The organism is Kineococcus sp. R86509, from assembly GCF_042466365.1.
Taxonomy (GTDB): Bacteria; Actinomycetota; Actinomycetes; order Actinomycetales; family Kineococcaceae; genus Kineococcus.
In genome coordinates, this window is record NZ_JAXHCE010000001.1 from 1,328,070 (window position 1) to 1,353,862 (window position 25,793).

The window sequence follows — 25,793 nt, forward strand, 5'->3', positions numbered from 1 at the left end:
GCCTCACCCGTCCCGGCGGGGTGCGAGGTCGGCCCGCAGGACGTAACCGATCCCGCGTTCGGTGTGCACGAGGCGCGGCCCGTGCTCCTCCAGCTTGCGACGCAACGCACTCACGTGGACCTCGACGAGGTTCTGGTCGTAGTGCTCGTACCCCCAGACCTGGGTCAGCAGCTGCAGCTTCGACAGCGTGCGTCCGCGGTGGCGGACGAGCTGGGCCAGCAGCTTGAACTCCGTGGCCGTCAGGTCGAGACGTTCCCCGGCGCGCACCGCGACCGCCGCGGACTCGTCCAGGACGAGGTCGTCGACCTGCACGACCTGGGGGGTGCGGCCCGCCCGACGCAGCACGACCCGCAGCCGGACGAGCAGTTCCTCGACGGCGAACGGCTTCACGAGGTAGTCGTCGGCGCCGGCGTCGAACCCCGACAACCGGTCGTCGACGGCGTCGCGCGCGGTGACGAAGACGACCGGGACGTCGCGCGGGACGCAGACCCGGCGGGCCAGCGAGAGCCCGTCCTCGCCGGGGAGCATGACGTCGAGCACGGCGACGTCCGGCCGGAACGCGTCGAGCACGGCCGGCAGGTCGGTGCCGTCCGCGCGGCTGCGCACCACCATCCCCGCTCCGGTCAACGCGGCGGCGACCGATTCCGCGATGAGGGGGTCGTCCTCGACGAAGAGGACGCGGACGGCAGCGGGGAGCACCCGCCGAACATCGCAGAGGCCGGGGCCGGCAGCCAGCCCGGGGCCTGAAGCGCGCCTGAAGAAGACCGCGACCGCTGCGGCGCTTCAGGTCGACTTCAGGTCCACCGGGTCCAGTGGTCTCGACCGGGGAGAGACCCCGGACGACTGGAGGAACACCGTGTCGAACACCCCCCGTACCCGTGCTCGACTGCGACGCACCGCGCTGGGCGCCCTCGTCGCCGCCACGGCCGTGGCCGGCGCCAGCGCGACCGCCTTCGCCGACAGCACCGCGACCCCGACGCCCTCGGCATCCCCCTCGGCGACCAGCGGGACCGTCCCGGCGCCCCCCGCGGGGCCCGTGGGTCCCGCCGGCCCCGTCGGCCCGGCTGTGGACAACGGCCTGCACGCCCACGGCACCATCACGAGCCTCGACGGCGACACCCTCGTCGTCACCGGCCCCCAGGGTGAGACGGCGACCGTGACCCTGGACGACGACACGACCGTCGTCCTCGACCGGGGACCCGGCCTGGGCGAGGGCAGCGCCGACCGCTCCGCCCTCACCGTGGGCCAGCACGTGCACGCCGACCTCGTCAGCGAAGGCGGTGCCGCGCAGCGGGTCGTCGTCGAACCGTTGCGCGCCGACGGTGAGGTGACCGCCGTCGACGGCGAAACCGTCACCCTGAGCGGGCCCGACGGACGCACCGCCGTCGTCGACGTGGCCGGTGCCGAGGTGCTGGCCGACGGCGTCGCCGCCGACGCGTCCGCCATCGTCGTGGGGCAGCACGTGCACGCCGAGGCTGCCGCCGGTTCCGCGGTGTCCTCCGACGGATCCTTCACCGCGACCCGCGTCGAGGTCGGCCGGCCGACCCCGCCGACCCCGCCGGCCGGAGCTCCCACCCCGCCTGCTCCCGGCGCCGACGCGCCCGCCCCGCCCGCTCCGGGCACCGACGCACCCACCCCGCCGGCGGGATCGCCCGGCGCCCCCTCGACGGACGGCTCGACGCCGGCGGCGCCGACGACCTCGGCCGCGCCCACGACGGGGTCGTGACGCCCGCTCAGACGGCCTTGGCGTGCAGCGTCGCGCCGTGGGCCCGGACGTACCCGGCGCGTTCGTAGAGACCCACTGCGCCGGAGGGGTTCTCGGTGTCGACGTCGAGGGCCACCGCGGCCAGTCCGACCTCGGCGGCGCGGCGGGCGACGGCGGCCAGCAGGACCCCGGCCAGCCGGTGCCCGCGGTGGGTGCGTCGCACCCCAAGGGTGTCGAGGTGGGCCTCGCCGAAACCGAGCGCCGGCCAGTCGTCCTCGTGGGCGTGCACCGCGGCGTACCCGGCGATCTCCTCGCCGTGCAGGACGAGGTAGCTCCACGCGGGCCGGAACGTGGGGTTGTCGACGACGAGCAGCGACCAGTCCGCCGGGGTCAGCGGCTGCGAACCCCAGTGGTCGGCGAACACCTCGTTGTGCGCCTCCCGCAACCCCTCGGTGCCGTGCTCGTCCACCCGGACGAGGCGGTACCCCGCGGGCGGCTCGGGGGCGTCGGGCACGCCGGGACGCAGGTCCAGGCGCATCGTGCTGAAGTGGCGCCGAACGCCGAGTCCGCCGGCGGCGCAGAGGCGGGCGAGGTCCTTGCGGTCGTCGGCGGCCCACACCTGCAGGGCGGCGGGGACGTCCCGCCCGAGGTCGGCGCGGCGCCACGCCGTCCGCTCCCGGGCGGTCGCCTCGGCCCAGGCCAGCAGTTCGCGACCCACGCCCCGCCCGCGCCAGGCGGGGTCGACGACCCCGGTGAAGTGCAGCCGCAGGTGCTCGGTGTCCCCGAGGCGCAGTCCGAGCCAGCCGAGCGCCCGCAGTTCCCCGGCCTCGTCGAAACCCCCGGTGCTCTGCCGCGCGGGGTCGAAACCCTCACCGACCAGGCGGGAGCGCAACGACGCCTCGCCCTCCCGGGAGTGGGGGTGGTCGAGGGCGGCGGCACGTTCCTCCAGCCGCCACCACGCGGGCACGTCGTCGAGGGTCAGCGGACGCGAGGAGAGACCGGGCAGCACGGTCCCAGGACTACCACGTCCTGGAACAGGCGCCCCGCGTCGTCCGCGGCGGGTTCCTCCAGGACGAGCAGGAAGCGCTTGCACCACAACCCGTCCGCGTACCCGACGAGCGCCCCGTCGTGACCGACGACGCGGTGGCAGGGCACGACGATCGAGATCGGGTTGCGACCGTTCGCGACCCCCACGGCCTGGGCGTGCCCGACCCCGCCGAGGCGTCAGGCGACGGCCCCGTACGTCGACGTCTCGCCGTAGGGGATCTCGCGCAGCGCCGCTGCCCCGCGAAGTACTCCGCGAGCTGGCCGGCGACGTCGTCGTCGTCGAAGGCGGTGTCGTCGCGTTCGGCGGGTCCGGCGGGGCGAGCACGGTCCAGCGCACCAGGTTCCTCCCCGCGGACGGTGTCGTACGGTGCTCAGCGTCCCACCCGCGCACCACTGGAGGAACCGTGCCCAAGCCCCCGCTGCCCGACGACGTCGCGGCGCTGTTCGCGAAGCCGAACCCGGCCGTCATGGCGACGATCCACCCCGACGGCCACCCGGTGACCGTCGCGACCTGGTACCTGTTCGAGGACGGCAGGCTGCTGCTGAACCTCGACGCGAGCCGCGCCCGGCTGCGGCACCTGAAGGCGAACCCGAAGGTCTCGCTGACCGCGCTGGCCGAGGGCGACTGGTACACCCACGTCAGCGTGCAGGGGGACGTCGTGGAGGTCCGCGACGACACCGACCTCGCCGACATCGACCGGGTCTCCACCCACTACACCGGTCGCCCCTACCCCAACCGCGACAGCCCGCGGGTGACGGTCATCGTCGAGATCGGCAACTGGCACGGCTGGGGTGCGGTGAAGAACGACTAGCGGGAGAGGTCGCTGACGACCTTCTCGACGCGACGCAGGCGCGTCGCCTCCGCCTTGGCCCCCTCGACGGAGGTGACGTGCGCCTTGCGGGCCGAGGGCGACAGCGCCTCGAACGCGGCGCTCAGACCGGCCCCTTCGAGGGCCCGGGCGAGGTCGGGCGGTACCTCGACCGTGCGCGGTGCGGTGTCGAGGTCGAGGGTGACCTCGAGCTCGTCACCGGCCGCCACCCCCGACGCCGCCCGCACCTCGGCGCTGATCGGGACGAGGCTGCGGCCGCCCATGACCCCGACCGTCGTGCGGTAGCTGTACCCCGCGAAGGTGACGACAACGGCCGGCCGCTTTCCGCCGTCCAGCGCCTGGACGACCTCCGCCGGGACCTCGATCCCGGTCGCGGTCGTGCGGTGCAGTTCCACGGTCGCGGTGAACGAGACCGTCACGGCTCAGGCCGCCAGCTTGAGGACGTCGCTGGTGCGGGACAGCGTCTTCGTGAGGAGGTCGGTGTCGTCGGAGAGCTTCGTGCCGTAGGAGGGCACCATCGCCTCCAGCCGGGAACGCCAGAGGTCCTGGTGGGCCGGGAAGCACTGCCGCAGCAGCCGCAGCATCACCTCGACGGCCGTCGAGGCCCCCGGGGAGGCACCGAGCAGCGCCGCGACGGAACCGTCGGCGGCGTGGACGAGTTCGGTGCCGAACTGCAGCACCCCGCCGCGCTTGCCCTTCTTGATGACCTGGACCCGCTGACCCGCGGTCAGCAGCTCCCAGTCCTCGGCGCGGGCGTCGGGGTAGAAGATCTTCAGCGCGTCGAGGCGCTGGTCCATCGACTGCACGATCTGCTTGCCCAGGTAGGTCATGAGCGAGACGTTGTCGCGGGCCACGGCGAGCATCGGCAGCAGGTTGTGCGGGCGCACGGACAGCGGCAGGTCCAGCAGCGAACCCTGCTTCAGGAACTTCGGCGAGAACCCGGCGTAGGGCCCGAACATCAGGGCCTTCCGGCCGTGGTCGTAGCGGGTGTCCAGGTGCGGCACCGACATCGGCGGCGCCCCCACCTCGGCCTGCCCGTAGACCTTGGCCCCGTGCTCGGCGATCACGTCGGGGTTCGTGCACCGCAACCACTGGCCGCTGACGGGGAACCCGCCGAAACCCTCGCCCTCGGGGATCCCGCTGCGCTGCAGCAGGTGCAGCGCTCCACCGCCGGAACCGACGAACACGAACGGGGTGGCGATCTCGAAGCTCCCGGTCGAACTCGCCCCCACGACGGTCCAGCCCGAACCACGACGACGGAGGTCCTTGACCGTGTGCCCGGTGAGGAGCTCCACGCCCGCCTTCGCGGCCCCCGTGAACAACTGCTTGGTGAGGGAGCCGAAGTCGACGTCCGTCCCGGCGTCGGCCCGGGTCGCGGCGACCTTCTCCCCGGCACCGCGGCCCTGGGTGAGCAGCGGGGCCCACTCCCCGATCGTGGCCTGGTCCTCGGCCCACTCCATCCCCGCGAACAACGGGTGCCGGCTCAGCGCTTCGTGGCGGGCGCGGAGGAACTCGACGTCGCCGCCGCGGACGAAGCTCATGTGCGGGACGGAGTTGATGAAGTCGCGGGGGTCGGGGAGGACACCCTCTTCGACGAGGTGGGACCAGAACTGGCGCGACAACTGGAACTGCTCGTTGATGGCGACGGCCTTGCTGATCTCGACCCCGCCGTCGGCCGTGGCCGGGGTGTAGTTCAGCTCGCACAGCGCGGAGTGGCCGGTGCCGGCGTTGTTCCACATGTCCGAGCTCTCGGCCCCGACGGTGTCGAGCTTCTCCAGGACCAGGACCTTCCAGTCCGGCTCCACCTCGGCCAGCATCGTCGCGAGCGTGGCGCTCATGACCCCGCCCCCGATGAGCACGGCGTCGTAGCGGTTCGATGCGGGCACGAGACTCACCCTCGTTGGTAGGAGATCGTCGGACCACCGAAGGTTACGACCTGGACGTACCGGGGCGCCGCCCGGGAGTCCGGGCGGCGCCCCAGTGTGAGGTAGCTCTCGCTCAGCTGGTGGTGGCCGAGCTGAGCGGCTGTGTGAGGTCGTAGACGGTCTGCCCGCCGACGGTCAGCGCGGTGTAGTTCGCCGCGACCCACTCCTGGATCTTCGTGACGTCGGAGTCCCTGCCGCCGTCCTGCCTGCCGCCACCCATCCCGCCACCACCGACCAGGTAGTGGACGTCGCCGTCGGCGACGTACTGCTGGAACTGCGCGAGCGTCGGGGTCGGGTCGTCGCTCCAGCCGCCCATCGCCATGACGGCGGTGTCGCTGGCCAGTTCGAGCGAGGCCGCCGACTGCGATCCGGACACCGCTGCCGCCCACGTCGTGCCCGCGTCCTGCAGGAGGGTCACGAGGTCGCTGCTGGTGGTCGCCGCACCCGGCGCCTGGCCGGTGCTGCCGTCCTGGGTCCGCCCCGCGAACCCACCGGCCCCGCCGAAACCACCGCCCGTGCCGCCGCCGGCCGCAGCGCCCGACGGCCCGACGGTGGGGATGGACCCGGTGTGCGCGGTGGCCGCGGTGGCCACCGCGTAGGACGCCGACCCGCCCAGGCCAACGATCGTGCCCGAGAGCACCAGGACGATCGCGAGCCTGCGCATCCGCACCGGGGTCACGACGAACCCGGTCGCCAGCGCGACGGTCACCAGCATCAGCAGCCAGCCCGCCCACACCCAGGTCCCGTTGCGGTGCAGCAGGACGAAGGCCCAGACGCTGGCCGAGGCGAGGACCAGCGCGAGGCCGACCCGGGCCAGGATCCGCGTCCGAGCGGCCCAGAGGACCTGCCCGCCACCGGCGGCGAGCGCCGCGACGGCCGGGGCCAGCGCCACCGTGTAGTACGGGTGGACGGTCCCCTCCATGTAGGCGAAGGTCAGCCCGGAGACGACCAGCCAGCCGCCCCACATGATCAGCGAGGCCCGCTGCAGGTCGGTGCGCGGTGCGCGACCCCGGGCGATCAGCCCGAGGACCAGGGCGAGCAGCGCCGCGGGCAGCAGCCAGGAGATCTCGTTGCCCATCTCGGAGGAGAACAGGCGCTGCCAGGTCGCGGTACCGCCGAAGCTGGACCCCGGCGTCCCGCCGGACATCCCGCCGCCCCCGCCGTTGCCGTCGGAGCCGAGGATGCGCCCGAGGCCGTTGTAGCCGAGGACGAGGTCCATGACGGTGCCGTCGGTGGAACCGCCGATGTAGGGCTTCTCCCCCGGCCAGAGGGTGACCGCGAGGACCCACCAGCCGGCGGCGACGACGACCGCGGCAGCCGCCCCGAGCAGGTGCAGGACGCGCCTGCCGAGACCCGTCGGCGCCGCCCACAGGTAGACCAGCGCCAGACCGGGCAGGACGAGGAAGCCCTGCAGCATCTTGGTGAGGAAGGCGAACCCGATCGCGACCCCGGCCCAGGCCAGCCACTTCCACGACGCCCTCTCCGTCGCCCGCACGGTGCAGTAGGCCGCGAGGGTCATGAGCAGCACGAGCAGCGCGTCGGGGTTGTCGAAGCGGAAGATCAGCGCGGCCGCGGGGGTCAGGGCGAGGGCCGCCCCGGCGATCAGGCCGGCGACCGGCCCGTGCCAGCGGCGGACCGCGGCGTTGACCAGCCACACCGCGCCGACCCCCTCGAGGGCCTGCGGGACGAGCAGCGACCAGCTGCTGAACCCGAAGACGCGCGCGGCGATCCCGCTGACCCACAGCGAGGCCGGCGGTTTGTCGACGGTAATGAAGTTCTGGGTGTCGATCGAGCCGAAGAACCAGGCCTTCCAGCTCTGCGACCCCGCCTGCACGGCCGCCGCGTAGAAGCTGTTCGCGTAGCCGGAGGCCGAGAGGTCGACGAGGTAGAGGACGCCCGTCGCCGCCAGCAGCGCGATCGTCGCCCAGCGGACCCAGTGCGGGTGGTGGGCTCGCCCCGTGGGCGGCGCGGCCGGTCCCGTGCCCGCGTCGCCGCGCGCCGTCGTGGTGGTGGTCATGCCGAGACGTTCGGCCACGACCTTGCCGTCCCGCCCAGGACCGGCTGTGAACGGCCCGTGAGCCTGGGCCCTACGGCAGCAGCCCCAGCACCGCCGTCCGCTGCACCGCGAGCCGCTCGAGCAGTTCCAGCTCCTCCTCCGGGCTCGACGCGCTCGTCCCCCGCCGCATCCGGTCGCGCCGGAAGGCCAGTTCCGTCGCCGTCTCCTGGAAGTCGCGCACGGCCCGCACCGCGTCCCGCCCCCCGGCGCCGGAGGCCACGGAGCGCGCCCGCCGCCGCCCGGCGCCGGAGGCGAGCATCGCGACCTCCGCCTCCCCCAGCCACCCCGTCCGGACGTAGACCTGCAGGTGGCGACCGATGAGCCGCGCCTCGCGCACCCGGGCCGCGAGCGCCACCGCCACGGCCGCGGCGAACACGGGGACCTGCAGCAGCAGGAAGACCTCGATGAAGTTCGCCGTGCCCGACCCCGCGCTGGCGTTCCACAGCGCGTGCAGCACGGCGGCCACCAGCAGCCCCAGCAGCGGCGCCCCGACGCGGCACGAGGCCCGGCGGTGGCGGGCCGCGACCCCCAACCCGACCCCCACGGCCATCGTGAACAGCGGGTGCGCGAAGGGCGACACCAGGCAGCGCAGCACGAACACCACCACCAGCGACGCCGGCTGGTCGTCCCCCAGGGCGCGGCCGAGGTAGAGGACGTTCTCCAGGTAGGCGAACCCGACCCCGACGAACGCCGCGTAGACGATCCCGTCCACGACCCCGTCGAACTGCCGGCGCTGCTTGAGCAGGAGCAGCAGGACCCCGAGCCCCTTGAGCGTCTCCTCGACGACCGGTGCGACGAAGACGGAGGTGTTCGTCACGTCCCCCACCGAGCGGTCCAGCAACCGCGACACCCCGGTGTTCAGGACGAGCGCGCCCAGGCTCGCGACGCAGGCGCCCCAGCCGAACGCGAAGGCGAGCAGGTGCGGGGGTTCGGCCTCGTGGCGGTCCAGCCAGAGGACGGTCGCGAGCACCGGGCCGACCGGGACGGCGGCCAGCGCCAGCCCCGGCAGCACCCCCCGGAGGCCGACCTCCATGGTCACCGCGGTGAGGCTGAGCAGCCCGCAGACCACGAGCACGAGGACGCTCAACGGGAGCAGCGCGGACGCGCGGACGCGCGGCGCCGACATGCGTCGAGGGTAAGGGCTGGCCCGTCACCCGCTCCTCCTGCTCCGGCGGACCTCTAGTCTGAGCCCGTGAGCAACGACAAGGTCACCGAGCGCATCGTCTGGATCGACTGCGAGATGACCGGGCTGAGCCTGACCGAGGACGCACTCGTCGAGGTGGCCGTGCTGGTCACCGACGCCGACCTCAACGTCCTCGGCGACGGCGTCGACGTGGTCATCAAGCCCCCCGCGGAGACGCTGGTCGACATGGACAAGGTCGTCGTCGACATGCACACCTCCTCCGGGCTGCTCGACGAGATCCCCCACGGCAAGACGCTGGCGGAGGCCGAGCAGATCGTCCTGGAGTACGTGCGGAAGTGGGTCCCCGAGCCCCGCAAGGCGCCGCTGGCCGGCAGTTCGGTCCACACCGACCGCGCGTTCCTGGCCCGCGACATGCTGCAGCTGACGGACCACCTGCACTACCGGCTGATCGACGTGTCCTCGCTCAAGGAACTCGCCAAGCGCTGGTTCCCGCGGGTGTACTTCAACACCCCGAGCAAGCACGGCGGTCACCGGGCGCTCGCGGACATCCGCGAGAGCATCCAGGAGCTGAAGTACTACCGCGAGGTGCTGTTCGTGGCGGACCCCGGCCCGGACTCCGAGACGGCGAAGGCCGCGGGCGCGAAGTTCGAGCTCAAACCCCAGGCCTGACCCGTTCGGCGGGTGCGCCGGGAATCCTGTCCCGGAGCAGTCCGACGCCCGTGTATCCTCGACCCGTCACGTGAGCCGCGCAGCGGTCGAGCGTGCCGTGGTGGGTGTAGCTCAGCTGGTAGAGCACCTGGTTGTGGTCCAGGAAGTCGCGGGTTCAAGTCCCGTCACTCACCCCACGTGCGAAGGGCCCCGACGTCGTCGGGGCCCTTCGTCGTTCCCGGTCGCGTCAGCGGGGGGTCAGGGTCGTTCGGTGCGGTCGGTGACCCCGAACCGCGCGTGCCCGATCCCGATCAGCTGTTCCCGCAGCCAGACGAGGTAGGCGTCCCGGTCGGCTCGCAGGCCGAGGGAGATGACCGGCTGGCCGACGACGTCCCAGTGGTGCGAGCCGGCCACGGGCAGGACGATCACCTGCAGGAAGAACGGCCGGATGCGGCGTCCGAGCTCGTGCTCGACGTCGGTGAGCAGGTTGGTCTCGAACAGCGCCGTCGCGGTGCGGGTGATGATGCGCTTCTCCACCTCGCGGGCGCGGGCGCACCAGGTGACGGCGTCGTCCATCCCCAGTTCGGCCAGGCCGCGCAGTTCGGGCATCCCGTTCAGTCCCGGGTAGCGGGGCGGCAGGATCGAGGTGAGGGCGTCGGCCCCGCCGGGGAAGGACCGGGCCCACCAGGTGGCCCACTGCCGTCCCGCGGTCTCGAGGCCGGCGACGTCGGCGCCCGCGGTGTGCAGCGGGATGGACACCGGGTCCAGCGGCGGGAGGTCGGGCAGCAGGGGCGAGGTCGGGGGCTGCAGGCCCGCTGCGTCGCGCAGGTGCAGGGCCAGCAGCAGCGACTGGGGCATGGTGAGGTCGATCCCCCACCGCCCCTCGCTGCGCACCTACCCACTGTGCTCCGGTGGTGGGCGGTCGGCCACCTGATTGCCCCCTGGACGTCGCCCGGGGTCATCCCAGGGGGTGATGCCCGGCTACGGCGCGAGGGTGATGTGCCGCCCCCGGCCGCTCCCTACGGTGTGATCATGACCGCTCCGGTGCTGACCCGTTACCCGCTCGACGCCGCCGCCACCCGGCGCCGGCGACGACGGATCGCCGCGGTCGTGGCCGTGCGCCGTGAGCAGTCGCACGGTCGACGCGTTCAGCCCAGCGCCTTCGGCACCCACCGGGGTGAACCGTTGCACGCGCGGTGACCCTGCCCCGGAACTCTGCGCCGGACGGGTCCTCCGCCCGGGCGGACTCTCAAGGAAGGGCTCACGGACGACGAACACATGTGCGTCCCCTGTTCGCGGGGGGTGTCGATCCTCGGGAGGACGCATGACGCACGACAAGACCCAGGCGGACGCGATGAGCGAGCCGGTGATGGAGATGCTCTTCGAGCACATCCCGCTGTCGCTCATCATGGACATGGCTTCGCCCGACGGCCCGCACTCCGCGGAGCTGCTGGAGTCCGAGGGCCTGCCCGACGAGGAGTGGTGGAAGCAGGACTGATCCTGCGCACCGCACGAGGTCCGGGTTCCCGGGGGCGCGCCCCCTCTCGCTCCCCCGGGGACCGGATTTCGTGGCACGGCCAGGTGACTGGTAGAGTTCACCTCGTTGCGCCATTAGCTCAATTGGCAGAGCAGCTGACTCTTAATCAGCGGGTTCCTGGTTCGAGTCCAGGATGGCGCACTCGGCTTTATCTGCAGGGATCGTTATCTGCAGCACAGGATCTCGGCTCCTCACGGAGCCGGGATCCTTTGTCGTTCTCCCCCAACCCAGCGGCGCGAGCCGCGGTTCGTGTGACGCAGATCATGCGATCAGGACGGGAGCACCTCGCCTGTCGACACCCCCGGCGAAGACCGCGGCCAGCAGGCCCGGGAACCGGGCCTCGAGGTCCCCGCCGGCCTCCTGCCCGACATCGCCAGATCCCTGGACGTGACCGAGGCGGTCGCGGGCCGGACGGTCACGGTCTACGCCCTCGCGATCGCGCTGGTGGCCTTCGTGGTCGCCGACCTCGTCATCGCCGTGACCAACGACTTCGCCGTCGAAGCAGGGGCGAGCGATGTCGATCGCGCACGCCGTGACGTCCTCCGGGGAACTCCCGGGGTGTTCACGATCCTCGCCGTGATGGGCGGTTCCTTCCTGGCCCACCACGTCCTCTGCACCTGCATCGCCCCCGTGGTCGACGAAGCCGGCATCGCGAGCCAGGTCCAGTGGGGCCTCGGTTTCGGCGGCGGGGCGACGTGGTTCCTCACCGCGGGTTCCCGGGCGCCGGATCCGGTTCCATCGCAGCGGTGATGGTCACCCTCGTGAACCTCGTGATCGGCGCCACGCCCTCCCCGGGTGAACGGGGAGTACGCAGGAGTTCGGGGGCGCGGCCCTCGAACCAGGTTTCAGAGGTCGGCCACGACGTCGGCGGCGACGTCACGCAGTTTCCGGTTGCTGCGCCGGGACCGCAACGACAGGTGCTGGAACACTGTGACGTGGGGCCTAACCCGTCCTCGTGCTGCCGTTCGTCCAACCGGGCCGCCAGAGATCCGGTGAAGGCAGCGCGGCGAACCGTGCTCGCGTGCTCGACCGCGGTGACCGACACCTGCTCCGACCCGGGTACGCAGAGCTGACGCGACAACCGGGCGGTTGCCCGTTGAAACGGCGGGCGACCTCGGCGAGCCGTTCCCGAGCCTCGTCCGGGTCGCCGCTGGTCACGGCGATCAAGGCCTCGTCGAGAACCGGGAGCAGCTCGAAGCCACTCCGGGGTTGCGGACGGGATCGCCGTGTTCGTCGACTGACGTCCCCGGTCAGAGGTTCGGACCGGTCAGCGGCGCGGTGCTCTCGCGGTCGACGAACACCGAGGGGACCAGCCCGAGCGGACCGACCTCGGTCCCCGGGGACAGTTCTTGGATGAGGGTCCTGACCGCCCGGCGGCCGACCTCCTGGATGTCGTGACGGACGGTGCTCAGCCGGGGTACCGAGAACCGTGCGGCTTCGACGTCGTCGAAGCCGACCACGCTGACGTCGTCGGGTACCCGCACCCCCAGGTCGGTCAGGGCCCGGACCAGCCCCAGGGCGGTCTGGTCGTTGGCGCACACCACCGCGGTCGGTCGAGGAGTCGCCGCGCCCACGAGGAGTCCTGCGGCGTGACCGGACTCGCTGGACCAGTTCGTCAGGAGGCAGGTCTGCGCCGGGAGCCCGTGCTCGCGCAGCACCTGTTCCCAAATCTGGCGGCGGTGGATCGCACTGTGGGAGTCCGGTGGTCCGCCGGCGTGCCAGATGCGGGTGTGCCCGCCGGAGATCAGGTGGGTCAGGGCTGCTCGGAGTCCGGGCTCGGGATCGCTGTCGACCGTGGTGAAGCGGGGATGTCGGGCGCCGCCGTCCGTCACGACGATCGGGACGTCGACGTGGAGCCCGCCGAAGAGGGACTCCACCACCCCGGACTCGACGCAGACCACGATGGCGTCGACGTTGTGGCGGCCCGACATGACGTCGGCCGCTCCGCTGATCTCCTCGGGCGACGGTGCCTTCAGCGGCATCAGCATCACGTCGTACCCCAACCGGCGGGCCTCGTCGGCCACCCCGTCCAGGGCCTGCTGCGCCCCGAACGTGGTCAACGTCGAAGCGATGACTCCGATGCTGCGGAAGGATCCGGTCGCGAGGGACCGGGCGGCGGAGTTGGCGCGGTAGCCGAGGGCGGCCATGGCCTCGCGCACCCTCTCCCGCGTCTGGGGGTCGACGTTCTCGCGGCCGTTGGAGACCCGCGACACCGTCTGGGCCGACACCCCGGCCACAGTGGCGACGTCGGCCATGCTCGGTCGGCGGCGGCGGCTCGCGGGCGCTGCGCCCGGCACGGGGGCACTCTCCTCGGATCCGGGCGGGGGCACGACGGCCATGCTGCCACCCGGAGGCTGAAGAGGTGGGGAGGAGTCCGTGTTCATGTTCGCGCAAACACGCTACGGTGGCGGGACGGTAGTCACCGGCCTACCGCTCGGCGCACGGTGAGCACGAGCACGGATGCCCCGAGACTGTGCACCACCACGGAGGTGGACGTATGGACCCCGAGGACGCCCCTCGTCACCTCGAGCGCGTCACCGAGATCGACCCCGCCGCCCGGCCCTACGTGAGCCGACTGATCCGGCGGGTGCACCGGGACGGAGGGATCCAGGTCGTCGACGACCACCTGGCCATCAAGTGCCTGACGTCGCCGACCGTCGCACCGGAGTGGGGCCTGCGCGAGCAGAGCGGCGCCCACGCCACACCTCCGCCGGTCCTCCAGTCGACGATCCTGCAGTTGATCTGCCAGGGCGCTTCGGCCTCCGAGGCAGCGGCTGCCCTGCGACTGGACCTCGCCGCCGTGTCGGCGCACCTCCGTCAGGCCCGCCGTTGGTACGGGACGTCGAGCACCGCCCAGTCGATCACCCGAGCTCTGCGCGTCGGGGACATCGCCTGACACGAGCGCTCCACGGGGACTCGCACGACGAGGCAGGGGACCGGTGACGATGAGCACGACGCGCTGGGCCGTGGTCGTCAGCGAGGTCCTCGCGCCCTGGGTCCTGGCCGCGGTCATGCCCGTCCTCATCGCCGCCGCCACGACCACCCCGCTCTGGCGCGGGGTCCTCACGGGACTCCTCGTCACCCTGGTCTGCGCGGTCGTGCCCTACGCCGTCGTCGCGGTCGGGGTCCGTCGCGGACGCTACGAGGACCACCACGTCCGCAACCGCGAGGACCGACCGAAGCTCATGGCGATGGTGGCCGGCCTGACCGTCCTCACCGCCGGGCTGCTCGTCCTGATCGACGCCTCCCCGGCCTCGCTCATCCTCCTGGGCCTGATGACGTCCTGCGCCCTCGTGGGTTTCGCCGTGTCCAGGTTCTGGAAGATCTCGCTGCACGCGATGGTCGCGACGGCCTCCGCCGTCGTGGTCGTCGGCTTCTTCCCCGTGTGGTTCCCCGTCCTCCTCGCCGTCCCGCTCGTCGCCCTGGCCCGGGTGCGCGTCCAGGCCCACTCCCCCGCCCAGGTCGTCGCCGGTACCGGCGTCGGCGCGGTCCTCGCTACCGTGGCCGTCGTCCTCGCGACGCGCTGACGTCCTGTTCCGGTGCGAGGTCGGAGGCTCAGGCCAGGACGGCGCGGGTGGTCGTTTCCTGCTCGGTGAGGACGCCACCGATGAGGGACTGGGTCTGGTTGATCTCCTCCACCGCGGCGTGGATGCCGGCCAACGAGGTGACCACGGCCGCGACCCGGTCCTGGATGGTGGCGACCTTCGTCGCCACGTCGTCGGTGGCGCGCTCGGTCTGGCCGGAGAGTTCCTTCACCTCGCTCGCCACGACGGCGAAACCCTTGCCGGCCTCCCCAGCTCGGGCCGCCTCGATCGAGGCGTTCAGGGCCAGCAGCTTCGTCTGGGCGGCGATCGACTGGATCGCCCGCACCACCTCGTCGATCTCCGCGCTGGCCCGCCCCAACGCCGCGACCTGGTCGTTGGCCTCCGTGGCCAGCGCCTCCCCCCGGGCGGCGACCCCCGCGGCGGAGGTGACGTTGCGCTCCACCTCCGCGATCGAGGACAGCAGCTCCCCACCCGCGTCGTGCAACCGGGTGCCGGCGGCGAAGCGCTCCATCGCCTGACCGACCAGGAACGCGGTGTTGCGCAGGGCGCTCTCCCGGCTCGAGGACATGACGAGGGTGCGGGTGGCGAAGAAGTCCATGGTCCCGACCACGCGACCCCCGACGAGGACGGGCAGGCACACCCCCGACCTCACCCCGGCACGTTGCGCGGCCGGGGCGCGGACGCAGTCGGTCATCTCACCCAGGTCCTCGACGAAGACCAGGTCCTGCGCGGCCCAGGTCCGGCCCGACAAGCCGACGCCCCGGGCGAAGGACGCGGACAGGGTCACCGCGCGGAACTCCTCCCCGGCGTCGCCGGACTCCAGCTCGAACCGCAGGACCGGTTTCCGCTGATCGGACTCGTCCAGGCGCCAGAAGGACCCGTACTGCCAGTCGAACTCGCGCCGGATCGTCGCCAGGGCGGTGCGCAGCGCCGTCTGCTCGTCGCGAGCCGTCGTCAGCTCGCGGACGACGGCGGAGACCGCGTCGACGTCCTGGGTCGCCTTTTCCTGCCGCACCGTCTCGTGGGCACGTTCGAGAGCACCGGAGACCAGGACACCGACCGCCCGCAACGAGGCCAGCCGGCCCGGTGACGGGACCAGCTCCTCGGTGGTGAAGAAGTCCATGGTGGCCACCACGCGGCCCTGCTCGACGATCGGGAAGCACACCCCGGACCTCACCCCGCCTCGTTGCGCGGCCGGGGCGCGGACGCAGTCGGGAACCTGCGCCAGGTCCGCCACGAAGACCAGGTCGCGGGCACGCCACGCCCTCCCCGGCAACCCCTCGCCCTCGGCGAAGGACGCCACCGAGGAGATCTCCCGGAACTCCGCGCCGACGTCGCCGGACTCCTGGGCGAAGCGCAGCACACCTTCCCCACGGTCACCGTCGGCCTCCAGCGTCCAACAGGAGCCGTAGGCCCAGCCGAACCGGTCGCGCACCGTGTCCAACGCGATGCGGACCGCCTCCTGCGGGGAAGTGACCGTCGAGAGGGCGCGCAGCACCTCGGTGATCGCCTCGACGTCGGCAGCGCTGTCGGTCGCGGAACGGGTCAGCGCCGCGATCGTGGCGGCCTTCCCCCTCCGGGTCGGCTGCGGTCGCGGGTTCGTGAACACGGTGTCGAGGCTCCTCTGCAGGTGACGCCCACCACGTAGTGGATCGTCCGAGCATCGGAATCGCGACGACGCCCCTTGAACGATTCACGCACGTTCACCCGGCCGGGGGAACTCCACCCTCCGACGGACGGTGGGTCTCAGGTGGGCCCCCCGGTGAGCCGAAGTGACAACGTGCCGTCCTCGCGCCCGGGTGCCCTCGCCTCCCTCCGGAGGACGATCCTGCCCCGAGGGGCCCTGGGGGTGCTCGCCGTCTCCGCGATCGGGTTGTTCCTCACCGTCTCCGGGCCCGACCCGGCCGGCGTGCGGTCCGCACTGGCGCTCCCGCTGTCCTTCACGGCGTTGGCCGCCACCTGGTGGATCGTGCGGTGGCGGGCCCGCCGGGCCACCGCCGAACGGTCGGTCTGGCGGATGTTCAGCCTCGGCTGCCTCCTCTACGGCATGGGCGCGGTCGTCACCGTCGTCGTCGCGGTCGTCCCCCGGACCGCTCCGCTGGCCGAGGTGCCGGCCGGGGTCTGCGGGGTCCTGACCTTCCCGCTGGCCTACCGGGCCCTGGTCCGGTGGAGCCGGCACGGGTCCGGCGTCGACCCCGACGACCTCCTCAACGGGTGCGCGTCGCTCCTCGTCGCGACCGCCGTCCTGGGCAGCGTGCTGGTCTGGACCACACCCCAGGGACACGCCGCGGGAGGGGGGCTGCTCACGTCGCTCCCCGGGCTCCGGCAGGTGCTCCTCGTGCAGGACTCCGCGGTGATCGTCCTGGTGGTGGCCGCGCTGACCGCCGCCTTCACCGGACGGCTCTACCGCGACGTCCGGTTGTGGCTGGTGACCGCCGCGTACCTGCTGGCCGGCGCCGGGGGCCTCGTCGCCCTCGCCGGAGGTGGCGTCACCCGCCCGGCCTGGTCCCTCCCGGTGTGGGCCCTGGGTCTGCTGGCCCTGTCCACGGCGGCGATCCTCCCGGTGCGGTTCGTGCCGACCCAGTCCTCGGACCCGGTGAAGTCCACCGTCGGGTCCTTCGTCGTCGTCCTCGCAGGTCTCGGCACCGCCGTCACGGTCGTCGCCACCGGCGCTCCCGGCATCCTGGCCGTCGTCGGCCTGGCGGGTGTCCTGGGTTCCAGCGTCCGCCTGCTGGTCAACACGGGAGAACTCGCCCAACTGGCCGCGAGCCGGGAGGAGGCCCTGACCGACGACCTGACCGGCATCGCCAACCGCCGCGCGATCGTGCGGCAGCTGGACCACACCCTGGCCCACCCCGGGACCCGTGAGCCGGGCCTCCAGGTGGTGGTCTTCGACCTCGACCACTTCAAGGAGGTCAACGACGGGCTGGGCCACAGCGCCGGTGACGACCTGCTGCGCATGGTCGCCCAACGCGTGCAACCCGCCCTCCCGGCGGCGACGGTGCTCGGTCGACTCGGCGGTGACGAGTTCGCCATCGTCAGCAACGCGGGGGCGCAGGGCGAGGCGGTGCTGGGCGCGCTCGACGAGGCCTTCGCAGAACCCTTCCACCTCGCCGGGATGAGCGTGCACGTGGACCTCAGCGTCGGACGGGCGCACTGGCCGACGTCGGACTCCCCCGGTGGCGAGGGATCCGTCGACGCCGCGATGCTGCTGCGCCGGGCCGACACCGCGATGTACGACGCGAAACGGAACGACCTGCGCTGCACCACCTACGACTCCGCCCGCCACGGCGAGACCCGGGGCCTGCTGTCCATGGTGGCCGACCTGCGCCAGGGGATCACCGGAGGACAACTGCGCCTGCACTACCAGCCGCAACTCGTCGCGACGACAGGAGAACTGGCCGGCGTGGAAGCGCTGGTGCGCTGGCAGCACCCGGTCCTGGGCCTGCTGATGCCGGGACGGTTCCTCCCCCTGGCGGAGTCGCACGCGCTGATGGACGCCCTGACCCGCGAGGTGCTCGAGCAGGCCGTGGCCCAGCAGGCCCGCTGGCACCGTGAGGGCCTGCACGTCCGGGTCTCCGTGAACCTCGCCGCGGGAACCCTGCTGGACACCTCCCTCCCCGCGACCGTGAACGCGCTGCTGACCCACCACCGCGTCCCCGCCACCTCACTGGTCCTGGAGGTCACCGAGACGGCGTTGCTGCGCGAGCCGGAACGGAGCCTCTCCGTCGTCGAAGGTCTGCGGGCGCTGGGAGCGCAGGTCAGCATCGACGACTTCGGAACCGGTTACTCCTCCCTGACCCAGCTGCGACAACTGCCCGTCAGCGAACTCAAACTGGACCGGTCCTTCACCATGGACCTGCTCAGCGACCCGCGCGCCGCGGCCATCGTGGCCAACACCATCAACCTGGCGCACGCCCTGCAGCTCCGGGTCGTCGCCGAGGGGGTGGAGGACGAAGCCACCCTCGCAGCGCTCGCGGCGCTCGCCTGCGACGAGACACAGGGCTACCTGCACGCCCGTCCGCTGCCCGCCGACGAGTTCGACACGTGGCTCACGCAGCGGGTCGTCGGCGCCGAACGCTAGTCCGGCCACGGCACGCTCGGGTCCGTCCCGCCCCTCACGGAACGGGACGGACCCGGGCGTTCAGCAGCACGGAGGAGAGCGCACCCGCCGCCCGGGTAGAGCACGCTCTCCCGCGTCGACGGCGTGGGGGTGACGGTGATCCTCGCCCGCGCCGCGGTCGGTCCCGCCCGGTTCCGGGGCGGCGCCCGTCACGCAGCGGCAGCCGTGCCCGCCGATGTCGTCGCCGTCGTCCTCGTCCCAGGTGGCGACCACCGCCGCGAACTCCGCGTCGACCCACTCCTGCAGGAGAGAGACCACGGCGGCGAAGGCGTCGTCGCTCCCCCGCATCGCAGTGTCCACGGGAACCCCCCTCAGGAGGTGAGGGCGTGCTGGTCGTCCTCGGTCGCGATCTCGATGCGTCGCGGTTTCGCCCGCTCCGCGACCGGGATGCGCAGACGCAGGACGCCGCCGCGGTAGGCGGCCTCGATCCGCTCGGTGTCGAGGTTGTCGCCGAGGATCAGCTGCCGGCTGAAGACGCCCCGTGGGCGCTCCGCGGCGAGCATCTCGCCCGTGCCCTCCGACACCGGTCGCTGCGCCCGCACCGTCAGCACGTTGCGCTCCACGTCGAGGTCGACGGACGCCGGATCCAACCCCGGCAGGTCGAACTCGATCACGAACTCGTCGCCGTCGCGCCAGGCGTCCATCGGCATCGCCGCGGGCCGGGCCGTCGTCCCCAGCACCTGCTGAGCCAGGCGGTCGAACTCTCGGAAGGGATCAGTGCGCATCAGCATGTCCACCACCTCCGGGTCTCTCGAGAACCAGATGCGCTGCCAACCGTCGACGGATCGGTTCGACCGATCCGGACACAGTTTTCATAGCACTCCACCCCGGGGCGCGCAACCCCTGGAATGGAGGTGTTCGGCTGCGGTGCAGCAGGTGTCAGGACTCAGCGCGCGCCGCGGTGCGTGTCCTTGACGCGGTACATGTCGTGGTCCGCCGCGCGCAGCAGTCCCGCGAAGGTCTCCCCCTGCCGGGGGTAGGTCGCGACGCCGATGCTGGCCCCCACCGAGACCTCTCCCGATCCCAGCCGGACCGGGTTGGACAACCGCTCCGCCAGGGTCGCCGCGACCTGAGCGGCCGTCTCGGTCGCGGTCGCGACCTCGAGCCCGGTGAGAGCGACGATGAACTCGTCACCACCCAGGCGCGCCAGCAGGTCGCCGCGACGCAACGAACGGCGCAGTTCACCCGCCACGTGCACCAGCAGGTCGTCACCGGCCGCGTGGCCCAGGTCGTCGTTGACGGCCTTGAAACCGTCGAGGTCGCAGAACAGCAACGCCACGGTGGTGTCTCCGAGGCGCGCGGTCCACAGGGCGGCCTCGACGAGTTCCTCGATGCGCCGTCGGTTCGCCAACCCCGTGAGGGGATCGGTGTAGGCGAGTTGCTCGATCCGGGCGACGTGCTCGCGGACCTTGGCGCGCTCGGTCTCGACCTGACGCTGGGCCACCACCCGGTCGGTGACGTCGTTCTGCACGCCGATGTACTGCACGACGCGCCCCGTCTCGTCGAGGACGGGGGCCAGGTGGATCTCGTTCCACCACGGCGTCCGTCCGGGGCCGCGGTGGTTCAGGACGACACCCCGCCACTCCTCCCCGGCGGCGATCGCCGACCGGATGGAGTCGACGACGGAACTGTCGGTGTCGGCTCCCTGCAGGAAGCGGCAGTTGCGCCCCAGGACCTCTTCGGAACGCAGCCCGGACAACTCCTCGAAGGCGGAGTTGACGTAGATCAGCGGGTGGTCGGGCCGGCTCATGTCGGCGATGGTGACGCCGTTGCTCGTGGCGCTCAGGGCTCGCTCCAACAGGTCCTCCGCACCGCGGAGACCGCCTCGGTGGACCGGGGCGGGCGTCACCGTCCGCCGGGGCGGCGCGGGGACGACGTCACCCCGGAGCACCGGTTCGGCGGTGCGCGGGACGACCCGGGAGAGCAGGGAGTGCGCGGCGGCGATCACGGTGTCGCGGTCGTAGGTCAGGGCGTACTCGAACATCCGCTCCGTGTCGGGGCCCTGGTCGCCCAGGTCCCTCGCGAGCAGGGCGACGGCGAAGTGCGGGGCGAGGACGACGACGTCCCACTCCCCCCGCACCGGGTCCTCCGGGGCCAGCGTCGCCCCGCGGACCCCCGGCACCGGGACGGTGGGGAGGTCCTCGCCGAAGGCGGCGACGAACCCGACGCGGTCGGCCAGGTCCAGGTAGCGACTGCGGGTGGCCGGGGTGAAGTGACGGGCCTCCTGGAACGTCGAGGCCACGACGCACGTGTCGCCCAGGCGCATCGCCTCGCGTTCCAGCTGCTTGCTGACCTCGATGAGCAACGGCTTGGGCGAGCGGCGCAGTTCTGTTCCCGTCGGCAGCACGGCGAAGGGAGAGGTGTCCTGGGGGGCGACCGTCACGACGGGGTCGAGGAGCGGCAACCGCCCCACGGCCAGCGCCGGTGGTGGCGGTGACGCCGGGCGGCCGAACATCCACCCCTGCCCCAACCGGGCCCCGAGGGCCCGGGCGGTCATGAGGTGCTGCTCGTCCTCCAGCCCCTCGGCCAGGATCCACGCACCGGTCGACTGGGCGTAGGCGTTGACGGCGTTCATGATCTGGGCCACGGCCGGACCGGGACGTTCCTGCACCAGCCGCAGGTCCAGCTTGACCACGTCGGGGCGCAGCAGGGGCATGAAGGCCAGCGACATGGCGTCGGCGCCCACGTCGTCGAGCGCGACGCCCCAGCCGATCTCGCGGATCCGCGCGACGGTGCGCAACAGCTCCGCCGGACGGGCCGCGAGGGCGCGCTCCGTGATCTCCACGACGACGCGCAGGTCCCCGGGGGCACCGTCGGCGAGGGCGAGCAGGTCGCTCAGCGGCGCGGTGTCGAGGACCTCCGGCTCGACGTTGACGAACAACGTGAGCGGGGCGACGAGGGAGTGCTCGATCGCGCCGCGGAAGGCCGCCGCCCGGCAGGCCTGGTCCAGTTCGGCCAGGACCCCGGCCGACCTCGCCGCGGCGAAGAGGTCGTCGGGTCGGTGCAGCGGTCCGACCGGCCCGCGGGCCAACGCCTCGTAGGCCACGACCACACCGGTCGTCAGGTCGACGATCGGCTGGAACACGCTGTGCACGGAGTTGGCGGCGATCACGTCGTGGATGGTGGCAGCTGAGAGCACGGTCGACACCCCGTCTCCATCGGCAGCGGGCGCCGGTTTCCCCAGGGGTCGTCCCCCGAACGCCGCAACGTCGTCACCGTGGACCGGGCGCCCCGCCGGTCCGGGCGGCGACGTCGTGCAGGGCTCGGCGCTTGACCGCCTCGCCGAAGAGGCTCAGGCCCCCGTTCAGCAGCACGAGGCCCACGGTGCCCTCGGCGAACCACTGCAGCGCGGGGGCCCGTCGCCCGCGACGACCCGCCGCGTCGCTCACCACCGAGACCCCCGCCCCGACGGCCAGCAACCCGGCGGGGGCCAGCACCTTCCACGCACGAAGATCGTCCACAGCGTTCATGCGGACATCCTCGACCGCACCTCGGTGGACCGCAGCGTGGATCATCGGAGGAGCGCTCCTTCGAGCGGTCGCACGAGGACCGAGCGGTCCTGCACCCAGGCCCGCACCACGTGCGCACCGAGGCGATCGTCGAGCAGGCTCGCGACCATCCCGGAGTCCGCCGGGACGCCGGGCGGGTTCGTCAGGACCACGTCGAACTCATGGCCGGCCACGGGGACGTCGAAGCACCACCGGACCATCGCGCTGGGCGGTTCGGGAACCCCGGCCCTGCTGGCGCGAACGCAGTCGACTGGTGCGGGGGTGGCGGCTGCTGCGGGACCACCGTCCTCTGCTCGTCACGTTCGCGGACAGGGCCGCGGTGCGCGAACACCTCGCGGCGGTCGCCGGCGAGCAGTACCTCCCCCGCGCGTTCGCGGTCCTGACCGACCCCACCGAACTGCGTTCGCTCGCGCTCCCCCCCGAGTACGTCGTCGAACCCACCCACGGCAGCGGGGCCGTCGTCGTCGTCTCACCGGAGGCTCCTGCGCAGGCCCGGCTCCCGCAGGCCCGGTGGAGCTGGGTCTACGCCCAAGGGGGGCGGCCTCGTGGCGATCGGGGAGCACTGGACGAGCCGACTCCACGGCCAGGGGCCGAACCGGGAGTGGGTCTACGGACAGGTGCCGCCCCGGACGACGAGTTCTTCGCGTTCCACGGACGGTGCCACTTCGTCCAGGTCGACTCCGGCCGGTTCGGAGCTCGCGCGCAGGACTTCCACCTCGCGACTGGGCGAGATGATCGACCTTGCGGACCGGCTCGCGTCCGGTACCGACTTCGTCCGGGTCGACCTCTACCACCTCCCTGACCGCATCGTCTTCGGCGAGCTGACGAACTACCCCGCCGGTGGCGACAGCCCCTTCCACCCCGCGGAGTTCGACGCGGTCTTCGACGCCCCGTGGACGGTGCCCCGGCGCTACCGCTGAGCGCAGGAGGTGCGCAGCGATCCGGGCTCGGCCAGAGTGGGTGCACCTCAGGTGGGCCGTCGAGCAGCGGGCGTTCCGAACCTCCGACGAACGAGGACGGACGGTCGATGGACACGACGAGAGCACAGGACCTGGCCCGGCGGGCCGCTTCCGCGGCGACGCGGACCCTCCTGCACCGCGACGGCGGCGGCACCACCGAGCAGCAGACCCTGACCATCGCGCGCACCGTGGAGGACGTCCTCCGGGCCTGCCTCGATCCCGACGTGCTCGACACGATGGTTTCTCCCGCCGGGAGCGTGCACCGGGGTCCTGCGGGCGTCTACGCCTGGACCGTCGCGGACACGACGATCGAGACGCAGGCCCACGCCGAACCGAACCGCGTCGTCTTCAGCGGGGGTCCGGCGCAGAACCCGGACGAACCCCTCGTGACCGTCGAGGCGTGGCCGGCACCGCAGGGTCTCGGAGCGGAGGTCGTCCTGCGTCTGACGGTTCCGGCCGGGACGGGCGAGGTCGGCGGCGGACTGGGCTTCACGATGCTCTACCGCCTCCGGGCCCTGCTGCAGACCGGTGAGGCACCCACCCTGGGAGACGTTCCCAGCGGACGGGACGGGAAGCGCTGATGCGGGCCCTGGTCTGGAACGGGGTCAACGACCTCGCCGTCGAGACGGTGCCGGACGCGGCGATCGTGAACCCGCGTGACGTGGTCGTGCAGGTGTCGCTGAGCAGCACCTGCGGATCGGACCTGCACTTCATCGACGGTTACCTGCCGGGGATGCTCCCCGGTGACGTCTTCGGTCACGAGTTCATGGGCCGGGTCGTCGAGGTCGGGCCCGGGGTCACCCGGGTCCGGGTCGGTGACCGCGTCGTCGTCCCGTCGTTCATCGCGTGCGGGAACTGCTGGTACTGCGACCGGGAGCTCTACTCCCTCTGCGACACCACCAACCCGCACGCCGCCGCGCAACAACCCGTCCTGGGCTACCCGTCGGGCGGGATCTACGGCTACACGCAGCCGTTCGGCGGGTACGCGGGGTCGCACGCGGAGTTCATCCGGGTCCCGTTCGGCGACGTGAACTGCTTCACGGTCCCGCCCGAGGTGGACGACCTGTCGGCGCTCTTCGTCTCCGACGCGGTTCCCACCGGGTACATGGGCGCCGACTTCTGCGACATCTCCCCCGGTGACACCGTCGCCGTCTTCGGCGCGGGTGCGGTCGGGCTCATGGCCGCCGCCTCGGCCCGGCTGCTGGGGGCGGAACGCGTCATCGTCGTCGACCGGCTGCCCGAGCGTCTCGAACTGGCCCGCACCCGCGTGGGCGCCGAGACGCTCGACTACAGCGAGGTCGACAGCGTGCAGGAGTTCCTGCGCGAGACCACCGGTGGGCGGGGCCCGGACGCCGTCATCGAGGCCGTCGGCATGGAGGGGCACGGGACCGGGGTGCAGAACCTGGTGGACCGCGCGAAGCAGGCCGTGCGCCTGGAGACGGACCGGGCCACACCGTTGCGCGAGGCCCTCCTCGCCGTCCGCAAGGCCGGCACGGTTGCCGTCCTCGGGGTCTACGGGCTCACCGACAGCTTCCCGACCGGAGTCGTGCTCAACAAGGGGCTCACGATCAGGTCCGCGCAGCAGCACGGTCAGCGCTACGTCCCGAGGTTGCTGAACCACCTCGCCTCGGGGGAACTGGAGACGAGCTTCCTGGCGACGCACCCGATGTCCCTGGAGGACTCGGTGCGCGGGTACGACGTGTTCAAGCACAAGACCGACGGCTGCCTGCGGGCGGTGTTCACCCCCGCTCCCGTGGTCGCCACCGGTCGCTGAGCGGTACCCGGGACACGAGCGAGGACCGACCCGCGGGGCCGGTCCTCGCTCCGTTCACCCGTTCCTCAGTGGTCGCCCGTGAGGGCGTCCTTGACCTTCGTCACGACGTTCTGGGCACCCTGCAGGTGCGCGCCGACACCCGTTCCCGGCTTCCCGGGACCCTGGTTGCCGTCGTAGGTGACGAACTGCTTCGGGTCGGGCGCCGGCAGGATCCCGTCGTCGAGGTTCCCCTGGTCGTCGGGCAGCGGGCGGAGTTCCTCGGCCCGCAGCGGCTCACCGTCGACGAGGCTGTTCCCGGTGGCCCAGATCCCCTCACCCGCCCGGCTCCCCTCGGTGCCGGTGTAGAGGACGTGGGCCGCGTCCTTGTCCTCCCACTCGCCGTTCGACTGCTCGATCTGGCTGTCGACGTAGCCGTCGTCGATGAGCATCTGGATCCCCAGCAGCCACTGCTGCTGGTGGTAGGTGTCACGGGCCAGGTTGAAGGCCAGCATCTCCTTGACGCCCGCGTCGTCGGTCATGCCGGCGATCCGGCTCGTCATCAGCCGGCTCTGGGCCTCGGCGGAGACGTTGGAGCGGAAGTCGGTCAGCAGGTTCCCGCTGGCGACGATGTACCCGGCGTTCCACGGGTTCCCGAGGGAATCAGTGGGCCGGGCGCCACCGCCGGAGACGATGGCGTGCTGAGGGTTCATGCCTCCGAGCACGGCCGCCAGGGCCGGGTTCGCGGCGGCGGCCTTGTCGGTGGCCTCCCCCGGAGCGCCCTCGAGGAGACGGGCCAGCATCACGGTGAGCATCTCGACGTGGCCGATCTCCTCCGTCCCGATGTCCATGATCATGTCCTTGTACTTGCCGGGGACACGACAGTTCCACCCCTGGAACAGGTACTGCATCATCACGGTCATCTCACCGAACTGCCCACCGAGCAGTTCCTGGAACTTCATGGCGAAGAGTGTGTCGGTACACGATCGTCTCCTCCGGTGCAGTGCGGTTCTTG

Annotated in this window: 28 protein-coding genes and 2 tRNA genes; 14 read left to right on the forward strand and 16 right to left on the reverse strand. The window is 72.3% G+C overall.

Going from position 1 to position 25,793, the window contains the following annotated elements:
• Nucleotides 1-3: 3 nt before the first annotated feature.
• The gene (locus SJY07_RS06245) at nucleotides 4-699 is read right to left on the reverse strand and encodes a response regulator transcription factor (protein WP_380157776.1); all 696 of its coding nucleotides are present in this window, start codon (nucleotides 697-699) and stop codon (nucleotides 4-6) included.
• A 157-nt stretch (nucleotides 700-856) separates the two neighbouring features.
• On the opposite strand from SJY07_RS06245, the gene SJY07_RS06250 reads away from it, so the two are divergent.
• Entirely contained in the window at nucleotides 857-1,726 is an 870-nt protein-coding gene (locus SJY07_RS06250; RefSeq protein WP_380157778.1) for a DUF5666 domain-containing protein, read from the forward strand.
• 7 nt (nucleotides 1,727-1,733) lie between these two features.
• On the opposite strand, the gene SJY07_RS06255 is transcribed toward SJY07_RS06250, so the two are convergent.
• Nucleotides 1,734-2,714 carry a GNAT family N-acetyltransferase gene (locus SJY07_RS06255; protein WP_328295111.1) on the reverse strand — a complete coding sequence of 327 codons (981 nt, stop codon included), beginning with the start codon at nucleotides 2,712-2,714 and terminating at the stop codon, nucleotides 1,734-1,736.
• Entirely contained in the window at nucleotides 2,684-2,899 is a 216-nt protein-coding gene (locus SJY07_RS06260) for a methylated-DNA--[protein]-cysteine S-methyltransferase (protein WP_380157780.1), read from the reverse strand. Before SJY07_RS06260 ends, SJY07_RS06255 begins: the two co-directional genes overlap by 31 nt.
• 257 nt (nucleotides 2,900-3,156) lie before the next feature.
• On the opposite strand from SJY07_RS06260, the gene SJY07_RS06265 reads away from it, so the two are divergent.
• Entirely contained in the window at nucleotides 3,157-3,564 is a 408-nt protein-coding gene (locus SJY07_RS06265; protein WP_328295109.1) for a TIGR03618 family F420-dependent PPOX class oxidoreductase, read from the forward strand.
• Here the strand turns inward: SJY07_RS06265 and SJY07_RS06270 are convergent.
• The 4 genes from SJY07_RS06270 to SJY07_RS06285 form a co-directional block, all read right to left on the reverse strand.
• Nucleotides 3,561-4,001, reverse strand: a complete 441-nt coding sequence (locus SJY07_RS06270) for a YdeI/OmpD-associated family protein (RefSeq protein WP_380157783.1) — start codon at nucleotides 3,999-4,001, stop codon at nucleotides 3,561-3,563. The genes SJY07_RS06265 and SJY07_RS06270 overlap by 4 nt on opposite strands.
• Nucleotides 4,002-4,004: 3 nt before the next feature.
• Nucleotides 4,005-5,477, reverse strand: coding sequence for a malate:quinone oxidoreductase (locus SJY07_RS06275; protein WP_380157785.1), 1,473 nt, complete (start codon nucleotides 5,475-5,477; stop codon nucleotides 4,005-4,007).
• Nucleotides 5,478-5,580: 103 nt separating this feature from the next.
• Nucleotides 5,581-7,524 (reverse strand): ArnT family glycosyltransferase, encoded by a 1,944-nt coding sequence (locus SJY07_RS06280; protein ID WP_380157787.1) that lies wholly within the window; start codon nucleotides 7,522-7,524, stop codon nucleotides 5,581-5,583.
• Between the two features lie 70 nt (nucleotides 7,525-7,594).
• Nucleotides 7,595-8,689, reverse strand: coding sequence for a PrsW family intramembrane metalloprotease (locus tag SJY07_RS06285; RefSeq protein WP_380157789.1), 1,095 nt, complete (start codon nucleotides 8,687-8,689; stop codon nucleotides 7,595-7,597).
• 66 nt (nucleotides 8,690-8,755) lie between these two features.
• Here SJY07_RS06285 and orn point away from each other — a divergent pair, with 66 nt between their 5' ends.
• On the forward strand, nucleotides 8,756-9,376 hold the full coding sequence (gene orn / locus SJY07_RS06290; protein ID WP_328295104.1) for an oligoribonuclease: 621 nt from the start codon (nucleotides 8,756-8,758) through the stop codon (nucleotides 9,374-9,376).
• Between the two features lie 100 nt (nucleotides 9,377-9,476).
• Nucleotides 9,477-9,552: transfer RNA gene (locus SJY07_RS06295), tRNA-His, on the forward strand.
• Between the two features lie 61 nt (nucleotides 9,553-9,613).
• On the opposite strand, the gene SJY07_RS06300 is transcribed toward SJY07_RS06295, so the two are convergent.
• Complete coding sequence (locus SJY07_RS06300; RefSeq protein ID WP_380157792.1) at nucleotides 9,614-10,249, reverse strand: hypothetical protein; 636 nt, start codon at nucleotides 10,247-10,249, stop codon at nucleotides 9,614-9,616.
• Between the two features lie 138 nt (nucleotides 10,250-10,387).
• On the opposite strand from SJY07_RS06300, the gene SJY07_RS06305 reads away from it, so the two are divergent.
• The 4 genes from SJY07_RS06305 (at nucleotide 10,388) to SJY07_RS06320 (ending at nucleotide 11,642) form a co-directional block, all read left to right on the forward strand.
• On the forward strand, nucleotides 10,388-10,555 hold the full coding sequence (locus SJY07_RS06305; protein ID WP_328295102.1) for a hypothetical protein: 168 nt from the start codon (nucleotides 10,388-10,390) through the stop codon (nucleotides 10,553-10,555).
• 124 nt (nucleotides 10,556-10,679) lie between these two features.
• A complete protein-coding gene (locus SJY07_RS06310) occupies nucleotides 10,680-10,853 on the forward strand; it encodes a hypothetical protein (RefSeq protein WP_380157794.1) in 174 nt (57 codons plus the stop codon).
• A 107-nt stretch (nucleotides 10,854-10,960) separates the two neighbouring features.
• A tRNA-Lys gene (locus SJY07_RS06315) sits at nucleotides 10,961-11,033 on the forward strand.
• A 246-nt stretch (nucleotides 11,034-11,279) separates the two neighbouring features.
• Nucleotides 11,280-11,642 carry a hypothetical protein gene (locus SJY07_RS06320; RefSeq protein ID WP_380157796.1) on the forward strand — a complete coding sequence of 121 codons (363 nt, stop codon included), beginning with the start codon at nucleotides 11,280-11,282 and terminating at the stop codon, nucleotides 11,640-11,642.
• A gap of 500 nt (nucleotides 11,643-12,142) precedes the next feature.
• On the opposite strand, the gene SJY07_RS06325 is transcribed toward SJY07_RS06320, so the two are convergent.
• Nucleotides 12,143-13,222: a LacI family DNA-binding transcriptional regulator gene (locus SJY07_RS06325; RefSeq protein WP_380157798.1), complete on the reverse strand. Its 1,080-nt coding sequence runs from the start codon at nucleotides 13,220-13,222 to the stop codon at nucleotides 12,143-12,145.
• A gap of 167 nt (nucleotides 13,223-13,389) precedes the next feature.
• On the opposite strand from SJY07_RS06325, the gene SJY07_RS06330 reads away from it, so the two are divergent.
• A complete protein-coding gene (locus tag SJY07_RS06330; RefSeq protein ID WP_380157800.1) occupies nucleotides 13,390-13,788 on the forward strand; it encodes a hypothetical protein in 399 nt (132 codons plus the stop codon).
• A 49-nt stretch (nucleotides 13,789-13,837) separates the two neighbouring features.
• Entirely contained in the window at nucleotides 13,838-14,419 is a 582-nt protein-coding gene (locus SJY07_RS06335) for a phosphoesterase PA-phosphatase (RefSeq protein WP_380157802.1), read from the forward strand.
• A 28-nt stretch (nucleotides 14,420-14,447) separates the two neighbouring features.
• Here the strand turns inward: SJY07_RS06335 and SJY07_RS06340 are convergent, their stop codons facing one another.
• Nucleotides 14,448-16,046 (reverse strand): GAF domain-containing protein, encoded by a 1,599-nt coding sequence (locus tag SJY07_RS06340; RefSeq protein WP_328295093.1) that lies wholly within the window; start codon nucleotides 16,044-16,046, stop codon nucleotides 14,448-14,450.
• A 153-nt stretch (nucleotides 16,047-16,199) separates the two neighbouring features.
• Here SJY07_RS06340 and SJY07_RS06345 point away from each other — a divergent pair, with 153 nt between their 5' ends.
• A complete protein-coding gene (locus tag SJY07_RS06345; RefSeq protein WP_380157804.1) occupies nucleotides 16,200-18,521 on the forward strand; it encodes a putative bifunctional diguanylate cyclase/phosphodiesterase in 2,322 nt (773 codons plus the stop codon).
• A 60-nt stretch (nucleotides 18,522-18,581) separates the two neighbouring features.
• Here the strand turns inward: SJY07_RS06345 and SJY07_RS06350 are convergent, their stop codons facing one another.
• The 5 genes from SJY07_RS06350 to SJY07_RS06370 form a co-directional block, all read right to left on the reverse strand.
• The gene (locus SJY07_RS06350) at nucleotides 18,582-18,860 is read right to left on the reverse strand and encodes a hypothetical protein (RefSeq protein ID WP_328295091.1); all 279 of its coding nucleotides are present in this window, start codon (nucleotides 18,858-18,860) and stop codon (nucleotides 18,582-18,584) included.
• Between the two features lie 11 nt (nucleotides 18,861-18,871).
• Entirely contained in the window at nucleotides 18,872-19,291 is a 420-nt protein-coding gene (locus SJY07_RS06355) for an Hsp20/alpha crystallin family protein (protein WP_380157806.1), read from the reverse strand.
• 155 nt (nucleotides 19,292-19,446) lie between these two features.
• A complete protein-coding gene (locus tag SJY07_RS06360; RefSeq protein WP_380157808.1) occupies nucleotides 19,447-21,672 on the reverse strand; it encodes a diguanylate cyclase domain-containing protein in 2,226 nt (741 codons plus the stop codon).
• A gap of 100 nt (nucleotides 21,673-21,772) precedes the next feature.
• Nucleotides 21,773-22,030 (reverse strand): hypothetical protein, encoded by a 258-nt coding sequence (locus tag SJY07_RS06365; RefSeq protein WP_328295088.1) that lies wholly within the window; start codon nucleotides 22,028-22,030, stop codon nucleotides 21,773-21,775.
• Between the two features lie 41 nt (nucleotides 22,031-22,071).
• Nucleotides 22,072-22,242, reverse strand: coding sequence for a hypothetical protein (locus tag SJY07_RS06370; RefSeq protein WP_380157811.1), 171 nt, complete (start codon nucleotides 22,240-22,242; stop codon nucleotides 22,072-22,074).
• Between the two features lie 558 nt (nucleotides 22,243-22,800).
• Here SJY07_RS06370 and SJY07_RS06375 point away from each other — a divergent pair.
• The 3 genes from SJY07_RS06375 to SJY07_RS06385 all read left to right on the forward strand — a co-directional run bounded on the left by SJY07_RS06375 (nucleotide 22,801) and on the right by SJY07_RS06385 (nucleotide 24,802).
• Complete coding sequence (locus SJY07_RS06375; protein ID WP_380157813.1) at nucleotides 22,801-22,989, forward strand: ATP-grasp fold amidoligase family protein; 189 nt, start codon at nucleotides 22,801-22,803, stop codon at nucleotides 22,987-22,989.
• Nucleotides 22,990-23,096: 107 nt separating this feature from the next.
• Nucleotides 23,097-23,609: a hypothetical protein gene (locus SJY07_RS06380; protein ID WP_380157815.1), complete on the forward strand. Its 513-nt coding sequence runs from the start codon at nucleotides 23,097-23,099 to the stop codon at nucleotides 23,607-23,609.
• Nucleotides 23,609-24,802 (forward strand): zinc-dependent alcohol dehydrogenase, encoded by a 1,194-nt coding sequence (locus SJY07_RS06385; RefSeq protein WP_380157817.1) that lies wholly within the window; start codon nucleotides 23,609-23,611, stop codon nucleotides 24,800-24,802. The genes SJY07_RS06380 and SJY07_RS06385 overlap by 1 nt, the downstream gene beginning before the upstream one ends.
• A 65-nt stretch (nucleotides 24,803-24,867) precedes the next feature.
• Here SJY07_RS06385 and SJY07_RS06390 read toward each other — a convergent pair whose 3' ends face one another.
• Entirely contained in the window at nucleotides 24,868-25,782 is a 915-nt protein-coding gene (locus SJY07_RS06390; RefSeq protein WP_380162192.1) for a manganese catalase family protein, read from the reverse strand.
• Between the last annotated feature and the right edge of the window lie 11 nt (nucleotides 25,783-25,793).

What these genes read in the sequence shown, in the direction of transcription:
- SJY07_RS06385 (WP_380157817.1), top strand. Translation starts at nt 23,609, where the DNA reads ATGCGGGCCCTGGTCTGGAACGGGGTCAACGACCTCGCCGTCGAGACG.
- SJY07_RS06285 (WP_380157789.1), bottom strand. Translation starts at nt 8,689, where the DNA reads ATGTCGGCGCCGCGCGTCCGCGCGTCCGCGCTGCTCCCGTTGAGCGTC.
- SJY07_RS06330 (WP_380157800.1), top strand. Translation starts at nt 13,390, where the DNA reads ATGGACCCCGAGGACGCCCCTCGTCACCTCGAGCGCGTCACCGAGATC.
- SJY07_RS06380 (WP_380157815.1), top strand. Translation starts at nt 23,097, where the DNA reads ATGGACACGACGAGAGCACAGGACCTGGCCCGGCGGGCCGCTTCCGCG.
- SJY07_RS06355 (WP_380157806.1), bottom strand. Translation starts at nt 19,291, where the DNA reads ATGCTGATGCGCACTGATCCCTTCCGAGAGTTCGACCGCCTGGCTCAG.
- SJY07_RS06305 (WP_328295102.1), top strand. Translation starts at nt 10,388, where the DNA reads ATGACCGCTCCGGTGCTGACCCGTTACCCGCTCGACGCCGCCGCCACC.
- SJY07_RS06365 (WP_328295088.1), bottom strand. Translation starts at nt 22,030, where the DNA reads ATGAACGCTGTGGACGATCTTCGTGCGTGGAAGGTGCTGGCCCCCGCC.
- SJY07_RS06335 (WP_380157802.1), top strand. Translation starts at nt 13,838, where the DNA reads ATGAGCACGACGCGCTGGGCCGTGGTCGTCAGCGAGGTCCTCGCGCCC.
- SJY07_RS06375 (WP_380157813.1), top strand. Translation starts at nt 22,801, where the DNA reads ATGATCGACCTTGCGGACCGGCTCGCGTCCGGTACCGACTTCGTCCGG.
- SJY07_RS06280 (WP_380157787.1), bottom strand. Translation starts at nt 7,524, where the DNA reads ATGACCACCACCACGACGGCGCGCGGCGACGCGGGCACGGGACCGGCC.
- SJY07_RS06310 (WP_380157794.1), top strand. Translation starts at nt 10,680, where the DNA reads ATGACGCACGACAAGACCCAGGCGGACGCGATGAGCGAGCCGGTGATG.